The 16,236-nt window shown below is 70.0% G+C and carries 14 protein-coding genes; 4 read left to right on the top strand and 10 right to left on the bottom strand.

What is annotated here, in order from left to right:
- The first annotated feature begins 12 nt into the window (after window positions 1-12).
- Window positions 13-390 carry a monovalent cation/H(+) antiporter subunit G gene (gene mnhG / locus DEA06_RS05700; RefSeq protein WP_116647273.1) on the top strand — a complete coding sequence of 126 codons (378 nt, stop codon included), beginning with the start codon at window positions 13-15 and terminating at the stop codon, window positions 388-390.
- A 97-nt stretch (window positions 391-487) separates the two neighbouring features.
- Here mnhG and DEA06_RS05705 read toward each other — a convergent pair whose 3' ends face one another.
- The 4 genes from DEA06_RS05705 to argG are packed head-to-tail and all read right to left on the bottom strand — an operon-like array spanning window position 488 to window position 5,151.
- Window positions 488-2,341 carry a YhgE/Pip family protein gene (locus DEA06_RS05705; protein WP_116647004.1) on the bottom strand — a complete coding sequence of 618 codons (1,854 nt, stop codon included), beginning with the start codon at window positions 2,339-2,341 and terminating at the stop codon, window positions 488-490.
- On the bottom strand, window positions 2,338-3,036 hold the full coding sequence (locus DEA06_RS05710; RefSeq protein ID WP_205781221.1) for a hypothetical protein: 699 nt from the start codon (window positions 3,034-3,036) through the stop codon (window positions 2,338-2,340). Before DEA06_RS05710 ends, DEA06_RS05705 begins: the two co-directional genes overlap by 4 nt.
- A complete protein-coding gene (locus DEA06_RS05715; protein ID WP_116647005.1) occupies window positions 3,033-3,650 on the bottom strand; it encodes a TetR/AcrR family transcriptional regulator in 618 nt (205 codons plus the stop codon). The genes DEA06_RS05710 and DEA06_RS05715 overlap by 4 nt, the downstream gene beginning before the upstream one ends.
- Window positions 3,651-3,708: 58 nt before the next feature.
- A complete protein-coding gene (gene argG, locus DEA06_RS05720; RefSeq protein ID WP_116647006.1) occupies window positions 3,709-5,151 on the bottom strand; it encodes an argininosuccinate synthase in 1,443 nt (480 codons plus the stop codon).
- 491 nt (window positions 5,152-5,642) lie between these two features.
- On the opposite strand from argG, the gene chvE reads away from it, so the two are divergent.
- The 3 genes from chvE (at window position 5,643) to mmsB (ending at window position 9,580) form a co-directional block, all read left to right on the top strand.
- Complete coding sequence (gene chvE, locus DEA06_RS05725; RefSeq protein ID WP_116647007.1) at window positions 5,643-6,764, top strand: multiple monosaccharide ABC transporter substrate-binding protein; 1,122 nt, start codon at window positions 5,643-5,645, stop codon at window positions 6,762-6,764.
- Window positions 6,765-6,833: 69 nt separating this feature from the next.
- Complete coding sequence (gene mmsA / locus DEA06_RS05730) at window positions 6,834-8,378, top strand: multiple monosaccharide ABC transporter ATP-binding protein (protein ID WP_116647008.1); 1,545 nt, start codon at window positions 6,834-6,836, stop codon at window positions 8,376-8,378.
- A 77-nt stretch (window positions 8,379-8,455) separates the two neighbouring features.
- Window positions 8,456-9,580 carry a multiple monosaccharide ABC transporter permease gene (mmsB, locus tag DEA06_RS05735; protein ID WP_240606856.1) on the top strand — a complete coding sequence of 375 codons (1,125 nt, stop codon included), beginning with the start codon at window positions 8,456-8,458 and terminating at the stop codon, window positions 9,578-9,580.
- A gap of 66 nt (window positions 9,581-9,646) precedes the next feature.
- On the opposite strand, the gene DEA06_RS05740 is transcribed toward mmsB, so the two are convergent.
- The 6 genes from DEA06_RS05740 to DEA06_RS05765 form a co-directional block, all read right to left on the bottom strand.
- Window positions 9,647-10,297, bottom strand: coding sequence for a peptidylprolyl isomerase (locus tag DEA06_RS05740; RefSeq protein ID WP_116647010.1), 651 nt, complete (start codon window positions 10,295-10,297; stop codon window positions 9,647-9,649).
- Window positions 10,298-11,205: 908 nt separating this feature from the next.
- The gene (locus DEA06_RS05745) at window positions 11,206-11,961 is read right to left on the bottom strand and encodes an ATP-binding cassette domain-containing protein (protein ID WP_116647011.1); all 756 of its coding nucleotides are present in this window, start codon (window positions 11,959-11,961) and stop codon (window positions 11,206-11,208) included.
- Complete coding sequence (locus tag DEA06_RS05750) at window positions 11,958-12,758, bottom strand: ABC transporter ATP-binding protein (RefSeq protein ID WP_116647012.1); 801 nt, start codon at window positions 12,756-12,758, stop codon at window positions 11,958-11,960. Before DEA06_RS05750 ends, DEA06_RS05745 begins: the two co-directional genes overlap by 4 nt.
- Window positions 12,755-13,618, bottom strand: coding sequence for an ABC transporter permease (locus DEA06_RS05755; protein WP_116647013.1), 864 nt, complete (start codon window positions 13,616-13,618; stop codon window positions 12,755-12,757). The genes DEA06_RS05750 and DEA06_RS05755 overlap by 4 nt, the downstream gene beginning before the upstream one ends.
- Window positions 13,615-14,577 (bottom strand): ABC transporter permease, encoded by a 963-nt coding sequence (locus DEA06_RS05760; RefSeq protein WP_116647014.1) that lies wholly within the window; start codon window positions 14,575-14,577, stop codon window positions 13,615-13,617. Before DEA06_RS05760 ends, DEA06_RS05755 begins: the two co-directional genes overlap by 4 nt.
- Before the next feature lie 113 nt (window positions 14,578-14,690).
- Window positions 14,691-16,187 carry an ABC transporter substrate-binding protein gene (locus DEA06_RS05765; RefSeq protein WP_116647015.1) on the bottom strand — a complete coding sequence of 499 codons (1,497 nt, stop codon included), beginning with the start codon at window positions 16,185-16,187 and terminating at the stop codon, window positions 14,691-14,693.
- Window positions 16,188-16,236: the final 49 nt, after the last annotated feature.

The raw sequence follows: 16,236 nt of genomic DNA on the forward strand, positions 1-16,236 counted from the left end.
GCAACCGCCCCCATCGAAGTCACCGCGTCACCGCTCGACGCGGTGCTCGACACCGTCGCCCTCGTGCTGATCCTCGTCGGCGCCCTGCTGTGCCTCACGGCCGCGATCGGCCTGCTGCGTTTCCGTGACGTGCCGACGCGGCTGCACGCGGCCACGAAGCCGCAGGTGCTCGGCCTCATCGTGATCTGCATCGCGATCGCCCTGTCGCTGCGCTCGTGGGCGGTGCTCGCGTTCATCGTCCCGGTCGTGCTGATGCAGCTCGCGACCGCGCCGCTTTCGGCGCACATGGTCGGGCGGCAGGCCTACCGCAACGGCACCCTCGACCGCACCGCTCTGTACACCGACGAGCTGCGCGCGTCGAAGGAGACCCCGCCCGCGGCGGGCGGCTGACCCGAGCGCAGGAGATGACGCGGGCGTAGGACGATCCTCGCGGAATCGGCCTACCTCCGGCACGTCGCCTACCTCCGGCCCGCCGCCTCCCTCCGGTTCAGCCGATCACGCTCGGCTGAAGGTCGCGCAGGGTGCGGAAGCGGGTCATGCGCGCGACGCCGATGGCCGCGACGACGCCGGCGCCGACGAGCCACGTGCCGAGGACGGCGAGGTCGAGCCACACGCGATCGAGGTCTCCGCCGTACATGACCTGTCGCATCGCGTCGACGACGTAGCCCATGGGCAGCACGTGATGCAGCGCCGCGAGAGGCGCGGGCAAGGTCTGCCAGGGGAACGTGCCGCCCGCGGTGACGAGCTGCAGCACCATCAGCACGAGACCGAGGAACTGCCCGACCGACCCGAGCCACACGTTCAGTGCGAGCACGATCGCCGCGTACGTGGCCGTCGCCAGCAGAAGGATGCCGAGGGTGGCCAGCGGATTCGCGAACGAGAACCCGAGCGCGAGGGCGAGGACGCCGAACAGCCCGAGCATCTGCACGCCGCCCAGCAGCGCGGGCGTCAGCCATCCGGCGAGAGTGACCCGCACGGGAGAGTGGAGGGCCGTGACCGCGCGACGCGATACCGGTTTCACGATGAGGAACAGGGCGTAGATGCCGATCCAGGCCGCCAGTGCGGCGAAGAACGGGGCGAGTCCCGCGCCGTAGTTCTGCGCCTGGGTGAGGGCGCTGGTCGAGACCGCCACCGGGTCGGACAGCGTCGACGCCTGGCTCGCCCGGGTCGCATTGTCGGTGTCGGGGATCTGGCTCACGCCGTCGGCGAGTCCGGTCTGCAGCTGCTCGGCGCCGTCGGCGATCTGCGCGATGCCGCCGTCGAGACTGCTCGCGCCGTCGCTCAGCTGCGCGGCGCCGTCCGCGGCGGAAGCGGCGCCGTCGGCGAGTCCGGCGGAACCCGAGGCGACCTGCTGCGCTCCCGCCGACACCTGCTGCGCGCCGGCGGAGAGCTGATCGATCTGGGCGACCGCGGTCTGCACGCGCGTGTCGGCCTCGCTCAGGCGCTGCCCCACGGGGTCGAGGGCGGCGAGCACCTCCGCGACGCGGGCGGGGTCGACGCCGGCGTCGGCGAGCCTCTGCGCGATGTCGGCGCGGGCGGTCGGCAGGAGCGAAGCGGCGTCGGCGGATGCTGCGGCGACGCGATCGGCGACGGTGGCGACCTGCTGCGTGCCGTCGGCGACCTGCTGTGCGCCCGAGCTCACCTGGGCGGCGCCGTCGCGAAGCGTCGCGGCACCGTCGCGCAGCTGCGCCGTGCCGGAGGCGAGAGCCCCGGCGCCGGCGGCGAGCCGCGTGGATCCGTCGCGCGCGGTGCCGAGGCCGTCGACGAGCTGCTGGGCTCCCGACGCCGCATCCGTCAGCTTCACGCGGATCGTGGAGAGCGCGTTCAGCAGCGTGAGGCCGCCCTGGTCGACGACCTTCTGCGCGACGGTCGACTGGATGCGGGCGACGGCCTGCGTGCCGATCGTCGAGGCGAGGTAGTTGTTCGCGTCGTTCGTGCGCAGCACGATGTCGGCCTGACGGGGCGCGTCGGTCGAGATCGAGGCGATCGACGCCGAGAAGTCGGCGGGCACCTCGACGATGAAGTCGAAGTCGCCGTTCTCGAGTCCGGCCGTTGCGGCGTCGGACGACACCTGATGCCATTCGAAGGTGTCGCCGCCGAGCAGCTCGTCGGCCACCTCGTCGCCGAAGTTGCGCTGCTGGCCGTTCACGGTCGCGCCGGTGTCGTCGACGACGAGGGCGACGGGCACCCGGGAGAGGCTGCCGTACGGGTCTTGGTTCGCCCACAGGTAGAGGCCGCCGTAGAGGATCGGCACGAGCAGCAGCGCGACGAGGGCGATCAGCGACATGCGCGATGAGGTGAGCCGCCGCAGCTCGGCGGCGATCATCTGCGGGACCTTCATCGTTCGTCCTCCGTGGGTGCGGATGCTTCGCTGTCGGGCGCGTCGGCGCCGGTGTCGGGGACGGGGTTCACGGCCGCGGGGTCGTCGCCCGGGGTGGACGCGTCGTGCTCGACCGTGAGCACCGACATCGACGCGCGGCCGGCGATCGCGAGCACCGCGTAGCCGCGCTCGGCGAACTCCGTCGCGACACGCCACCAGTTCTGCGGTTCGCCGCCGTGGCGGTCGGGGGAGGTGAGCACGATGCCCTCCACGCCCTTCCTGAGCGCGGCCAGCTCGAGCAGGATGCGAATGCGCGCCGCCGGCTCGATGTTGCCGATGGGGGTCGCGGCCAGCTCGCCGAGGCCGAGATCGTCGAGCCAGCGTCGGGCGGCGAACGGGTTCGGGGAGGCCCCGGCGAACATCAGCTCCTCGGCGACGACGCCGGCCACGGTCACCGCGGGTGCGGGCTCGGACACCTCGAGCGCATCGACGAGCGCGACCCGGCGGCGGATACCCGCCGCATCCTTGCGTCCGTCGAGCAGCACCTCGCCCGTATCCGCACGCATGCGGCCGGACGCCAGCAGCCCCAGCACGGTGGGGCGCTGCTCGGTCTCGGCGACCGCCAGGGTCACCCGTCCGGTCTCGAACGTCAGCGACGTCTCGGGAAGGGCCCGCTCGGCGCGCCCCTTGCTCACACCGCGCAGCTCGATCCTCATTCGCTCGTCTCCTCGGATTCGTCAGCCAGCAGCTCGATGCTCTCGCGCCACGAGAGCCCGGCGATGCCCAGCACCGCTTTGACCGCGAGCTCGCCCCCGTCAGTCGCATCCACGTGCAGGTGCGAGACCACGGCGCGCCCGGTGCCCTCGATGAGGTCGGTCAGCACAGCGGCGGGGATGTCGGTGCGCAGCGACCCGTCGGCCCGCCCTCGCGCGACGATCTCCGCGATCTTCGCCCGCAGGGGCGCGAGGGCCGCGGCGGTGTGGGCGACGTGGGTCTCGTCGAGGGCGATCGCGGCAGCGGCGCGTACGTGCGATGCCTCGTGCCACAGCGCGGCGGCGAGGAGGGCGAGTGCCCGACGCGGGTCGGGGTCGTCGATGCGGGCGGCGATCGCGTTGAAACGGGCGGCTCCGGTGACGATCACTTCGGTGACGAGGGCGTCGCGGTCGTCGAAGTGTCCGTAGAGGGCGCGGCGAGACAGGCCCGCCGACCGCGCGATCGCGTCGAGCGAGGCGTGGGGGTCGCGGGCGATCTCGACGGCGGCGGCCGACACGATGCCCGCCCGGTTGGCCTGGGCGTCGCGGCGCGGCCGACGCGCAGCAGGAGAAGTCATGCCGCTATTGTGGCACGAAACTGCACACATGTGTGCAGTTTAAATCTCCGCCCTCGGGTCAGTCGGTACCGGAGTCGAACGCCGCGGCTTCGCCCGCAGCATCCGTCGCCTCGGCGAGGCGTTGGTCAGCGGCATCGGGGCGCTTCGCGGGTTCGGTGACACCGTCTGCGCCGCCGGCCGTGACGCGACCGACGAGTTCGCCGGTGGGGCCGCCGAGGAGGCCCAACCCGGCGTACTGCTCGAGACGCGTGCGCGAGTCGGCGATGTCGAGGTTGCGCATCGTCAGCTGTCCGATGCGGTCGGTGGGGCCGAAGGCGGCGTCGCCGACGCGCTCCATCGAGAGCTTCTCGGGTCCGTACGACATGGTCGGCGCGGTCGTGTCGAGGATCGTGTAGTCCTCTCCGCGACGCAGGCGCAGCGTGACCTCGCCCGTGATGGTCGAACCGACCCACTTCTGGATCGACTCGCGCAGCATGAGCGACTGGGGCTCGAGCCACCGGCCCTCGTACATGAGGCGGCCGAGCCTGCGGCCCTGCTCGTGGTAGGTGGCGAGGGTGTCTTCGTTCAGGATGCTGTTGACCAGCCGCTCGTAGGCGATGAACAGCAGTGCCATCCCCGGCGCCTCGTAGATGCCGCGCGACTTCGCCTCGATGATGCGGTTCTCGATCTGGTCGCTCATGCCCAGTCCGTGGCGACCGCCGATGCGGTTGGCCTCGAACACGAGGGCGACCGGGTCGGTGTACTCGATGCCGTTGAGGGCCACCGGGCGCCCCCGGTCGAAGGTCACCGTGACGTCTTCGGTCGCGATCTCGACGGACGGATCCCAGAAGCGCACGCCCATGATGGGCTCGACGGTCTCGAGCGAGACGTCGAGGTGCTCGAGGGTCTTGGCCTCGTGCGTCGCGCCCCAGATGTTCGCGTCGGTGGAGTAGGCCTTCTCGACGCTGTCGCGGTAGGGGAAGCCGTGCTCGACGAGCCACTCGCTCATCTCTTTACGGCCGCCGAGCTCGGTGACGAAGTCGGCGTCGAGCCACGGTTTGTAGATGCGCAGGGCGGGGTTGGCGAGCAGGCCGTAGCGGTAGAACCGCTCGATGTCGTTGCCCTTGTAGGTCGAGCCGTCGCCCCAGATGTCGACGCCGTCTTCCTTCATGGCGCGCACGAGAAGTGTGCCGGTGACGGCACGACCGAGCGGCGTGGTGTTGAAGTACGTGCGTCCGCCGGAGCGGATGTGGAATGCGCCGCACGACAGGGCGGCGAAGCCCTCCTCGACGAGCGCCGACTTGGCGTCGACCAGGCGCGCGACCTCGGCGCCGTACTCGAGCGCGCGACCGGGGATCGATGCGATGTCGTCTTCGTCGGGCTGGCCGAGGTCGCCCGTGTAGGTGCAGGGCACCGCGCCCTTGTCGCGCATCCACGCGACGGCGACGGAGGTGTCGAGTCCTCCCGAGAAAGCGATGCCGACGCGCTCGCCGACGGGCAGGGACTGAAGGACCTTGGACATGCTCTCGATTCTACTGAGCGCCGGTCTCCCGCCTTGCGCGCGTGTCTGGCCGGAATGTGGCGCATTCCTGCGACTGCGCACACCGGTTCGTACTGTCAGTTCGCAAAACCTGTCGCGGGCGCCGCATTGCGCGCCCCGCGATCTGAGGGGCGAGCGGATGCTGCGTTGGGTGCCCGTGCGGCGGTGGCGCAGCATCCGTTCCCGGCTCCGAACGGGAGCGCTCCCGGCCGCCAGCCGCCCGGGCCGCGGCCGATACCAAGTTGTGACCAGAACGGAGGGAGAAAATGCGTGACGAGCCCTCCACGCCGCGGGTATGTTGACCCACGCAACGTATGTCCTGCAATCGGGATCGGCGGTGCGCCACAAGCAGCAACCCGGAAGCCAGCGTCGTCTGCGGAACCAGATACCGGCGTCTCCCATTCCCCTCGATGGACTCGAGAGGGATGAGCGATGCGGGTCGACGCCGACTCGTATTCCTCGGAAGGATTCTCATGTTCAAAGGCAGAACACTCATCACCCTGGTCGTCACGGGCGGCCTCCTCGCTTCCCTCGCCGCGTGCGCACCGGCCGGAACCTCGGGAGGCACGGGCGGTGACGCCGGCGGAACGGACTGCAACGTGGGCATCGCGATGCCGACCCGCAGCCTGGAGCGCTGGATCAACGACGGTGAAGGGTTGAAGACGAAGCTCGAGGGCGACGGCTGCACCGTCGATCTCCAGTACGCCGACAACAAGACCGATCAGCAGATCAGCCAGATCCAGAACCAGGTCGCCGGCGGCGCGAAGATCCTCGTGGTGGCCGCGATCGACGGCGAGACGCTCGGACCGGTGCTCGAAGATGCCGCGGGACAGGGCGTGACGGTCATCGCTTACGACCGCCTGATCAACGGCACCGAGGCCGTCGACTACTACGCGACGTTCGACAACTACAAGGTGGGCACCCTGCAGGGCGAGTTCATCGAGGAGCAGCTCGGTCTCGCCGACGGCGCCGGCCCCTTCAACCTCGAGCCCTTCGCCGGAAGCCCCGACGACAACAACGCCGGCTTCTTCTTCCAGGGCGCGTGGGACGTTCTCCAGCCCTACGTCGAGAGCGGCCAGCTGGTCATCCCCTCGGGCAAGCTGTCGGCGACCAACGACGACTGGAAGTCGATCGGCATCCTCGGCTGGGGCTCCGATGACGCCCAGGCCGAGATGGACAACCGTCTGCAGTCGTTCTACACCGGCGGCCAGAAGGTTCAGGTCGTGCTCTCGCCCAACGACAGCCTCGCCCTCGGTATCGAGCAGTCGCTGCTGTCGGCCGGGTACACCCCGGGTTCGGACTGGCCGATCATCACGGGCCAGGATGCGGACAAGGCGAACGTCCAGGCGATCCTCAACGACCAGCAGTCGATGACGGTCTGGAAGGACACCCGCGAGCTCGGAGACCAGGTGCAGGCCATGGTGAAGTCGATCGTCGCTGGCGAGACGCCGGAGACGAACGATGACACGACCTACGACAACGGCGTGAAGGTGGTTCCGGCTTACCTGCTCGACCCGCAGGTCGTCGTCAAGGACGACGTGGAGTCGGTCCTGATCGACTCGGGCTTCCTGAAGGCGTCCGACGTCGGACTCTGATCACCCCACCCCGATCGGCGTCGGCCACCCCGCCGGCGCCGATCGGGGTCCGTCGAGCAAAGGGACAGAATGAACAACGCCATTCTCACGATGCAGGGCATCGTGAAGGACTTCAGCGGCGTCAAGGCACTCAACGGCGTCGACCTCGAGGTCAGGCGCGGCGAAGTGCACGCCGTGTGCGGCGAGAACGGCGCGGGGAAGTCGACCCTGATGAAGGTGCTCAGCGGCGTGTACCCGCACGGGTCGTTCGACGGCACGATCACCTTCGAAGGCAAAGAGGTGGCGTACCGGTCGATCAACGACAGCGAGCGCGACGGCATCGTCATCATCCACCAGGAGCTCGCCCTCAGCCCCTACCTGTCGATCGCCGAGAACATCTTCCTCGGCAACGAGAACGCGCGCGGCGGGGTGATCGACTGGAACCAGACCAACGCCGAGGCCGCGAAGCTCATCGCCCGCGTCGGGCTGCAGGAGAGCCCGGCGACCAAGGTGCTCGAGCTCGGCGTGGGCAAGCAGCAGCTCGTCGAGATCGCGAAAGCCCTGTCGAAGCGGGTGAAGCTCCTCATCCTCGACGAACCGACCGCGGCGCTCAACGACGACGACTCGGCCCATCTTCTCGACCTCATCAAGCACCTGCGCGGGCAGGGCATCACCTCGATCATCATCTCGCACAAGCTCAAGGAGATCCGGGCGATCGCCGACACCGTCACGGTCATCCGCGACGGCTCGACCATCGAGGCGTTCCCCGTCGAAGACTCCGACGCCATCGAGACCCGCATCATCCGCGACATGGTCGGCCGGTCGCTCGACAGCCAGTTCCCCCACCGCGATCCGCAGATCGGCGAGGAGAAGTTCCGGGTGGAGCACTGGAACGCCTACCACCCGGTCGACCCCACCCGGAAGGTCGTCGACGACGTGTCGTTCTCGGTGCGTGCCGGCGAGATCGTCGGATTCGCCGGCCTCATGGGAGCGGGGCGCACCGAGCTCGCGATGAGCATCTTCGGTCGTTCCTACGGCACCGACATCTCGGGAAAGGTGTTCAAAGACGGCGTCGAGATCTCGACGAAGACCGTTGACGAGGCCATCCGCCACGGCATCGCCTACGCGACGGAGGACCGCAAACGCTACGGACTCAACCTCATCGGCAGCATCACGGTCAACGTGTCGGCGGCGGCCCTGGGCAAGCTCGCCCGGCTCGGCGTCATCGACCGAAACCGCGAGTACGCCGTGGCCGAGGACTACCGCAAGCAGATGAACATCAAGACGCCGTCGGTGTCGACCCTCACGGGCTTCCTCTCCGGCGGCAACCAGCAGAAGGTCGTGCTCAGCAAGTGGATCTACTCGGGTCCCGACGTGCTGATCCTCGACGAGCCCACTCGAGGCATCGACGTGGGGGCCAAGTTCGAGATCTACGGGATCATCAACGAGCTCGCCGCGCAGGGTAAGGCCGTCATCGTGATCTCGTCCGAGCTGCCCGAACTGATCGGTCTCGCCGACCGCATCTACACGATCGCCGAGGGCCGCCTCACCGGCGAGATCGCCCGTGCCGACGCAACGCAAGAAGAACTGATGCGGCATATGACCGCAGGCAGACCCGAAGGAGTAAAGCCGTGACCGTCACCGCGCCCGAGCAAGCCACCCCGACCGGTCCGATCGGGCCCGGCAAGCCGCGTCGACGGCTGCGCATCGATATGCGGCAGTACGGGATCCTCGCCGCGCTCGCGATCATCATCCTCCTGTTCCAGGTGCTCACCGGAGGACGACTGCTCTACCCCGGCAACGTCAGCAACCTCATTCAGCAGAACGCGTACGTGCTGATCCTCGCGATCGGCATGGTGATCGTCATCATCGCGGGCCACATCGACCTCTCCGTCGGCTCGATCGTCGCCGTCGTCGGTGCGGTCGCGGCGCTCTCCATGCAGTCGTGGGGGTTGCCCTGGTGGGCCGCCGTCGTGGTCGCCCTCATCACCGGTGCGGTGATCGGGGCGTGGCAGGGGTTCTGGGTCGCTTTCGTCGGCATACCCGCGTTCATCGTGACCCTGGCCGGCATGCTCGTCTTCCGAGGTCTCGCGCTCGTGCTTCTCACCGGCGGCACGATCAGCGGTCTGCCGGCGGAGTTCAACGCCATCGGCTCGGGCACACTGCCGACCACCGGAACCCCCGACCTCATCACCTTCGCGATCGCGGCGCTCGCGGCCGTCGCGCTGGTGGTCCAGCAGGTGCGCACCCGGGCGACGCTGCGGCGGCTCGGACTGCCCCGCGAGCGCGCCGTGTCAGCTTGGATCAAGGTGGGCATCGCCGTTGCCGCGATCATGTACGTCGCCTACCTGCTGGCCTACAACCGGGGCACGCCGATCATCCTCATCATCCTCGCGGCGCTCATCCTCATTTACTCGTTCGTGCTCAGCCGCACGGTGTTCGGCCGTCACGTGTACGCGATGGGCGGCAACCTCTTCGCCGCTCAGATGTCGGGCGTCAAGACGAAGTGGGTCACCTTCTTCATCTTCGTCAACATGGGGTTCCTCGCCGGACTCGCCGGCGTGGTCAGCACCGCGCGAGCCGGAAGCGCGGTCGCCTCGGCCGGTACCAGCTTCGAGCTCGACGCCATCGCCGCCGTCTTCATCGGTGGTGCTGCGGTGCAGGGCGGTGTCGGCACGGTCGTCGGCGCGGTCATCGGTGGTCTGGTCATGGGTGTGCTCAACCAGGGCCTGTCGATCCTGTCGGTGGATGCCGCGTGGCAGCAGGTCATCAAGGGACTCGTGCTGCTGCTCGCCGTCGCGTTCGACGTGCTCAGCAAGCGGCGCTCGGGGCGCTGACCCCGCAGCGACGACGAAGGGGACGGCCTGCCGGCCGTCCCCTTCGTCGTTCCCGCAGGTCGCGGATCAGTCGACCGTGACGCCCGTGATCACGACCGGCGTCACGGGGGCGCCGTCGCCGGAGCCGCCGTCGGAACCGGCGGCGGCGACCTCACGCACGACCGCGAGCCCCGCAGCATCCATCTGTCCGAACACGGTGTACGACGGGGGGAGCTGGGAGTCCTCGTACACGAGGAAGAACTGCGAGCCGTTGGTGTCGGGGCCGGCATTAGCCATCGCGACGGTGCCGGCGGGGTAGGTCTCGCTGCCGTCGAGCTCGTCGTCGAAGCTGTAGCCGGGGCCGCCCATGCCGGTGGCGGAGGGGTCGCCGCACTGCAGTACGTAGATGCCCGACGCCGCGGTGGTCAGACGGTGGCACTCGGTGTCGTCGAAGTAGCCCTGCTGGGCGAGCGAGACGAAGCTGTTGACGGTGCACGGCGTGCGCTCGGCGTCGAAGGTCATCGGAATCGCGCCGGCCGACGTCTCGAGGGTCACGTTCTGCGCGGCGACGGGTTCGGCCGGAGGAGCGGTGACGTCGGCGGCGGCCTGGCCGCCCGCGACGTAGGAGCACGCGCCGTCGGCGGTCGGCTCCGCGGCAGGTGTCGCGGGGCTCGCGCACCCCGCCAGGACCAACAGCGAAAGGGCGGCAAGAGAGACGGTGGCGAAGCGGGTGCGCATGCTCCCAGATTAGAGCGGCCGCCGCCTCGTCCGCCGCCGTGCCGCCGTGCCGCCGTCCCGCCGCCGTGCCGCCGCCGTCCCGTCGCGAACTTCGCCCGTACTCAGGCTGAGGTGGGGCGCATCCTGCGGGTGGCCCCGGAAATGTGCGCCTCCGCGGGGATCGCTCGACCAACCATCCTGAGTTCGGGCAGGAGGGGGGGGAGACCGGAGAGCCGGTGCGACCTCCCGAAGCGACGCGGCGCCCGTCCCGCACCCGTTCCGCCCGCCTCGCCGTCCCGCCCGTCCCGCCCGTCCCGCCCGCCTCGCTATCCCGTTCTGCCCGCCTCACCGTCCCGCCCGTGCGTCCTTGCCCTTCTCGTCGGCGTCCCCGCCCGTACTCAGGCTGAGGTGGGGCGCATCCTGCGGGTGGCCCCGGAAATGTGCGCCTGCGCGGGGGCGCTCGACCAACCATCCTGAGTACGGGCGGGAGGGGGCCGAGACCGGAGAGTCGGCGCGACCTCCTGACGCGACGCGGGGCCCGTCCCGCCGTCCCGCCCGCCTCGCCGTGTCGCCTTCCCGCCCGCCTCGCCGTCCCGCCCGTCCCGCCCGCCTCGCCATCCCGTCCAGCCCGTGCGTTCTCGCCCTTCTCGCCCGGGTCCTTGCCCGTACTCAGGCTGAGGTGGGGCGCATCCTGCGGGTGGCCCCGGAAATGTGCGCCTCCGCGGGGGCGCTCGACCAACCATCCTGAGTTCGGGCAGGAGGGGCGGGTACGGACAGGAAGGGGCGAGTACGGGCAGGAGGGGGCGGGTACGGACAGGAGGGCGCGAGTACGGGCAGGAGGGGGCTGGTTCGGGCGGAAAGGGGCGGGTTCGGTAGGAGGGGCGAGGGCCGAGAGTCGGCGCGACCTCCGGGGCGCGACGTGCCGTCGGTCAGCGCGGCAGGCGCGGCACCGCGGCGACGAGCTGACGGGCGTACGCCGTCGTGGGGGAGGAGAGGATGCTGCGCGTCGCGCCCGCCTCGACGATCCGCCCGTGCTGCAGCACCACGGTGCGCTCGCAGACCGAGGCCACGGCGCTGAGGTCGTGCGAGACCATCACCAGCGTGAGGCCGTTCTCGCGGCGGAGGCGGGCGAGTAGGTCGATCACCTGAACACGGGTCGTGACGTCGAGCGCGCTGACCGGTTCGTCGGCGAGCAGCACGCGCGGGCGCGAGACGAGCGCCCGCGCGATCGCGATGCGCTGACGCTGGCCTCCGGAGAACTCGTGCGGGTACCGGCTGAGGGTGTCGGGGTCGAGGCCGACGGCGGAGATCGCCTCTTCGACACGGGATGCGGCGTCGGCGCCGCGGGCGAGGCCGAGGGAGCGCAGCGGCTCGCCGACGATCCGGTCGACGCGCTGTCGCGGATCGAGCGACGAGTACGGGTCTTGGAATACGGGTTGCACGCTGGCGCGGAATCGCCGCATCAGAGCCCGGTCGCGGAGGTCAAGGGGCGCCCCGTCGAAGAGCACCGAGCCGTCGCGCGGGGCGGACAGGCCCAGCATGAGGCGCAGGATCGTCGACTTCCCGGCGCCCGACTCGCCGACGAGGCCGACCGACTCGCCTTCGGCGACGGCGATCGACACGTCGTCGAGCACGGTGCGCGACCCGTACGAGAATCCGGCCTCGCGCAGTTCGATGACGCTCATTCGGCACCTCCGACGTCGGGGTCGAGGGCGGCGTCGAGCGCACGGGCGCTGGCGACGAGGGCGCGGGTGTACGGATGCTGCGGATCGCGCAGCACGCGGTCGACCGGCCCCTCCTCGACGGCGACGCCGCGCTGCAGCACGACGATGCGCTCGACCATCCGAGCGACGACGGCGAGGTCGTGGCTGACGAAGAGCAGCGCCATGCCCCGCTCGGCGATGAGTCTCTCGAGGAGGGTCAGCACGGCGTCCTGCACCGTGACGTCGAGCGCGGTGGTCGGCTCGTCGGCGATGAGCAGCTGAGGGCGAGCGGCGAGGGCGATCGCGATCGCGACGCGCTGACGCTGACCGCCTGAGAGCTCGTGCGGGTAGGCACGCGCGATGCGCGGGTCGGTCAGGGCGACTTCCGCCAGCGCGGTCGAGACGGCCTCCCCGAGCGCACCTCCGCGCAGGTCGAGGTGGCGTCTCAGCGGCTCAGCGATCTGCTTCCCGACGCGCATGAGCGGATCCAGCGCCGTCAGCGGCTCCTGGAAGACGACCTGCGCAACCGGACCACGGAGTGCGCGCAGCCGCGCGTCGGGGGTGCCGACGATCTCGTGCCCGTCGAGCCGCACCGAGCCCGTGAGGCTCAGCGACGTCGGCAGCAGCCCGACCGCGGCGAGCGAGGTCAGCGACTTTCCCGACCCCGATTCGCCGATCAGCCCCACGCGGTCTCCGGCGTCGAGGGTGAAAGAGACGTCGTCTACGAGGGGCGCAGCATCCGCCCTCACCGTCAGGCCCGTCACGTCGAGGAGGCTCATCGCGCCCTCCGTCTCGTCGGATCGGCGACGTCGCGCAGGCCGTCGGCGAGGAAGTTGACGCCCAGCACCAGGGCGACGATCGCGAGGCCGGGCGCGATCGCGCCCACGGGGGCGTTCAGCACGGTGCCCTGGGCCTCCTGCAGCATCCGTCCCCACGAGGCGTTGGGCGGTGGGGCGCCGAGGCCGAGGTACGACAGGCTCGCCTCCGCCAGCACGGCGACGCCGAACTGCAGGGCGAGGCTCACCGCCAGGGTGGGGGCGATGTTGGGCAGCACGTGGTGCCACACGATCCCGAGCAGACGGGTGCCGCTCGTGCGGGCGGCCGTGACGTACTGCTCCTGCAGCACACGCCGGGCGAGGATGCGGGTCAGTCGGGCGACGACGGCCGACATCGCCAGCCCGATCGCGAGGGTCGCCGACCACAGCGACGCGCCCTGCACGGCGACGACGAGCATCGCCAGCAGCAGCACGGGGAACGCGATCACGACGTCGAGGGCCGAGGAGAGCGTGTCGTCGAGCCAGGGGCGCGAGAACGCCGTCACCAGCCCGACGAGCGTTCCGAGCACGCCGGCGAGGAGCACCGCACCGGCACCGACCAGCAGTGCGATGCGGGCGCCGACCATCAGCTGCGACAGGAGGTCGCGGCCGAGGCGGTCGGTGCCGAGGAGGTGCGCCGCGCTCGGTCCGTCGAGCCGCCCCCCGCTGATGTCGTCGAGCGGGTAGGGCAGCCAGAACAGCGACACCAGCGCGACGACGACGACCAGGGCGGTGAGCACGATCCCGACCACGAGGGTGATCGAGCGTCGCCGGGATGCTGCGGGCGAAGCATCCGCGATGTTCTGCTCGACGACGGCGCTCATCGGTTGCCCGAGACGCTCGTGCGCAAGCGCGGATCGATGAGGCGCTGCGCGATGTCGGCGGCGAACCCGACGAGCAGCACGAACAGGGTGCTCACCACGAGCACGCCCTGGATGTTCGCGTAGTCATGCTGCTGGATTCCGGTGAGCAGCAGGCTGCCGAGACCGGGGAGCGTGAAGACGCTCTCGACCACGACAGCGCCGAGGAGCGTGGTCGACAGCTCCACGCCGAGTACCGCGACGACGGGTACGGCGCCGTTGCGCAGACCGTGGCGCAGCAGCGCCTCGGTCATCCCGGCGCCGCCCGCGCGGGCAGTGCGCAGGTAGTCGCTGCCGAGCACGTCGAGCGTCGCCGAGCGCACGTAGCGGCTGAGCGAGGCGCTCATCACGATCGCGATCGCGATGACGGGGAGCGTGAGGGCGCGAAGCGCGGCGGCCGGGTCTTCCCAGTCGCTGCGCGGGAAACCTCCCGAGGGGAGGAGTCCGAGCTGCAGAGCGAAGATCCACACGAGGATCACACCGACCCAGAACACGGGCACGGCGACGCCGAGCTGAGAGAAGCCGCTCAGCACGACCCCGTACCAGCGGTCGGCCTTCACCGCGGCGGTGATGCCGATGACGAGCGACAGGACGAGCGCGAGCCCGAAGGCGAGCAGCGTCAAGGGCAGCGTGATCGCCAGGCGCGAGGCGATCTCGGGGCCGACGGGCCGCGAGCTGATGTACGACTCCCCGAGATCGAAGCGCACGAGCTGCGCCGCCCAGGTCGCGAACTGCGTCAGCAGCGGCTGGTCGGAGCCGACCTGGGCGCGTGCGGCGGCGATCTGCTCGGGCGTGGCGTCGATCGACAGCAACGCGTTCGCCGGATCGCCGGGCAGCAGCCGAAGCAGCACGAAGATCACGATGAGGGCGACCACCAGCGACACCAGGAGGAACCCGGAGCGGCGGAGCACGTAGGTGAGCATCGGATCTCGGAGGGGAACGGGTGGGGGGATGCTGCGGAGCCGAGCGGCCCGCAGCATCCCCCGACGGATGAGCTAGGTGATCAGAACCTCACGGTCCCGGGGCGGCGCGAAGGCTAGGACTTCACGATGTCGTAGGCGAAGAACTGCGAGTTCAGGCCGTTGACGGGGTAGCCGCTGAGGTCGCTTCCGGCGACCACGATCTGCGGGTACAGGTACAGCCACACGCTAGCCGCATCCTCCGCGATCTGCTCGTTGACCTTCTTCAGCAGCTCGGTCTGCTCGTCGGTGGTCTGGGCCTGCTCGGCCTCGGACACCCACTGCTGCACGTCGGCGTTGTCGTAGCCCCAGTAGAAGTCGGGGTTGCCGTACCAGACGACGTCGCGGTCGTTCACGTGCTCCTGGAGCGTGGCGGTGAAGTCGCGCTCCTTGAACACCTTCGAGTACCACTCGTCGGCGCTGATCGTGTTGATCTCGACCGTGATGCCGATCTCGGCCAGCTGCGACTGCAGGAACTCGGCGACGGCCGGGTGCGGGTCGTAGCTCGGGGTGTCGAGCGTGAACGTGAACCCGTCGGCGTAGCCGGCTTCGGTCAGCAGCTGCGTCGAGAGGTCGGGGTCGTAGGGGTTCACCTGGGTGAGATCGACGTACCAGGGGTCGGTCGGGGGCACCATCGAGCCGATGAGGGTGCCGTAGTCGCCCCAGATCGAGGTGAGGAGCTTCTGGGTGTCGATCGCGGAGTAGACGGCCTTGCGCACCAGCGCGTTGTCGAAGGGGGCGACGCGGTCGTTGAACGCGAGCAGTTCCTTCGTGGTCGACGTGCCCTCGCTGACGACGTAGTCGGCGTTGCCCTCGAACTGGGTGAGCGAGTCGGGGCTCTGCACGCTGGTGATGAGGTCGATCTCGCCGGTCAGCAGCGCGTTGTTCTCGGCGGTGGCGTCGGTGAAGTACGTGAAGACGACCTCGGCGTTCTTCGCCGGCTCGCCCCAGTACTCGTCCCAGCGCGTGAGGGTGAGGGTGCTGCCCTGGCGCCACTCATCGAGCGTGTACGGGCCGGTGCCGTCCTCGTCCTGCGTCAGGTCGCCGGCCTCGGCGTTGACGATCCAGACGTAGCTGAGGTTGTAGAGGAACGAGATCGAGCGCTGCGAGAGCGTGAAGACCACGGTCTGGTCGTCGGGGGTCGCGATGTCGGCGATGGTGGCGAAGCTCGACTTGCGAGCCGACTGCGAGTCGTCGGCGGTGACCGCCTCGACGCTCGCCTTCACGTCGGCCGACGTGAGCGCCTTGCCGGAGTGGAAGGTGACGCCCTCGCGCAGGGTGATCGTGTAGGTGAGGCCGTCGTCGCTGACATCTTCGCCCTCGGCGAGGAGGGGTTCGACCTGGCCGTCGTCCGTGAGCTTGTAGAGGCCCTCGTACACGTTGCCGTTGAACGCCTCGGTGACGCCCTGGCCGCCGCCCTGGGTGTTGCTGAGGTTCTGCGGTTCGTACAGCGAGCCGATCGCGATGGTCGCGTCGTCGGAGCTCTCGGCACTCGTGCCGCCGCCGGTAGAGCAGCCGGCGAGGACGAGCGCTGCGGCGAGGGTCGCCGACACGGCGATGAGGGGTCTTCTCATGGGGGTGACTCCAGGGTGCGGTGGGAGGGTGCTGTGGTTCGGGTGCGGC

This window comes from Microbacterium sp. Gd 4-13, from assembly GCF_003095395.1.
Taxonomy (GTDB): Bacteria; Actinomycetota; Actinomycetes; order Actinomycetales; family Microbacteriaceae; genus Microbacterium.

What these genes read in the sequence shown, in the direction of transcription:
- DEA06_RS05705 (WP_116647004.1), bottom strand. Translation starts at nt 2,341, where the DNA reads ATGAAGGTCCCGCAGATGATCGCCGCCGAGCTGCGGCGGCTCACCTCA.
- DEA06_RS05710 (WP_205781221.1), bottom strand. Translation starts at nt 3,036, where the DNA reads ATGAGGATCGAGCTGCGCGGTGTGAGCAAGGGGCGCGCCGAGCGGGCC.
- DEA06_RS05715 (WP_116647005.1), bottom strand. Translation starts at nt 3,650, where the DNA reads ATGACTTCTCCTGCTGCGCGTCGGCCGCGCCGCGACGCCCAGGCCAAC.
- argG (WP_116647006.1), bottom strand. Translation starts at nt 5,151, where the DNA reads ATGTCCAAGGTCCTTCAGTCCCTGCCCGTCGGCGAGCGCGTCGGCATC.
- chvE (WP_116647007.1), top strand. Translation starts at nt 5,643, where the DNA reads ATGTTCAAAGGCAGAACACTCATCACCCTGGTCGTCACGGGCGGCCTC.
- mmsA (WP_116647008.1), top strand. Translation starts at nt 6,834, where the DNA reads ATGAACAACGCCATTCTCACGATGCAGGGCATCGTGAAGGACTTCAGC.
- mmsB (WP_240606856.1), top strand. Translation starts at nt 8,456, where the DNA reads ATGCGGCAGTACGGGATCCTCGCCGCGCTCGCGATCATCATCCTCCTG.
- DEA06_RS05740 (WP_116647010.1), bottom strand. Translation starts at nt 10,297, where the DNA reads ATGCGCACCCGCTTCGCCACCGTCTCTCTTGCCGCCCTTTCGCTGTTG.
- DEA06_RS05745 (WP_116647011.1), bottom strand. Translation starts at nt 11,961, where the DNA reads ATGAGCGTCATCGAACTGCGCGAGGCCGGATTCTCGTACGGGTCGCGC.
- DEA06_RS05750 (WP_116647012.1), bottom strand. Translation starts at nt 12,758, where the DNA reads ATGAGCCTCCTCGACGTGACGGGCCTGACGGTGAGGGCGGATGCTGCG.
- DEA06_RS05755 (WP_116647013.1), bottom strand. Translation starts at nt 13,618, where the DNA reads ATGAGCGCCGTCGTCGAGCAGAACATCGCGGATGCTTCGCCCGCAGCA.
- DEA06_RS05760 (WP_116647014.1), bottom strand. Translation starts at nt 14,577, where the DNA reads ATGCTCACCTACGTGCTCCGCCGCTCCGGGTTCCTCCTGGTGTCGCTG.
- DEA06_RS05765 (WP_116647015.1), bottom strand. Translation starts at nt 16,187, where the DNA reads ATGAGAAGACCCCTCATCGCCGTGTCGGCGACCCTCGCCGCAGCGCTC.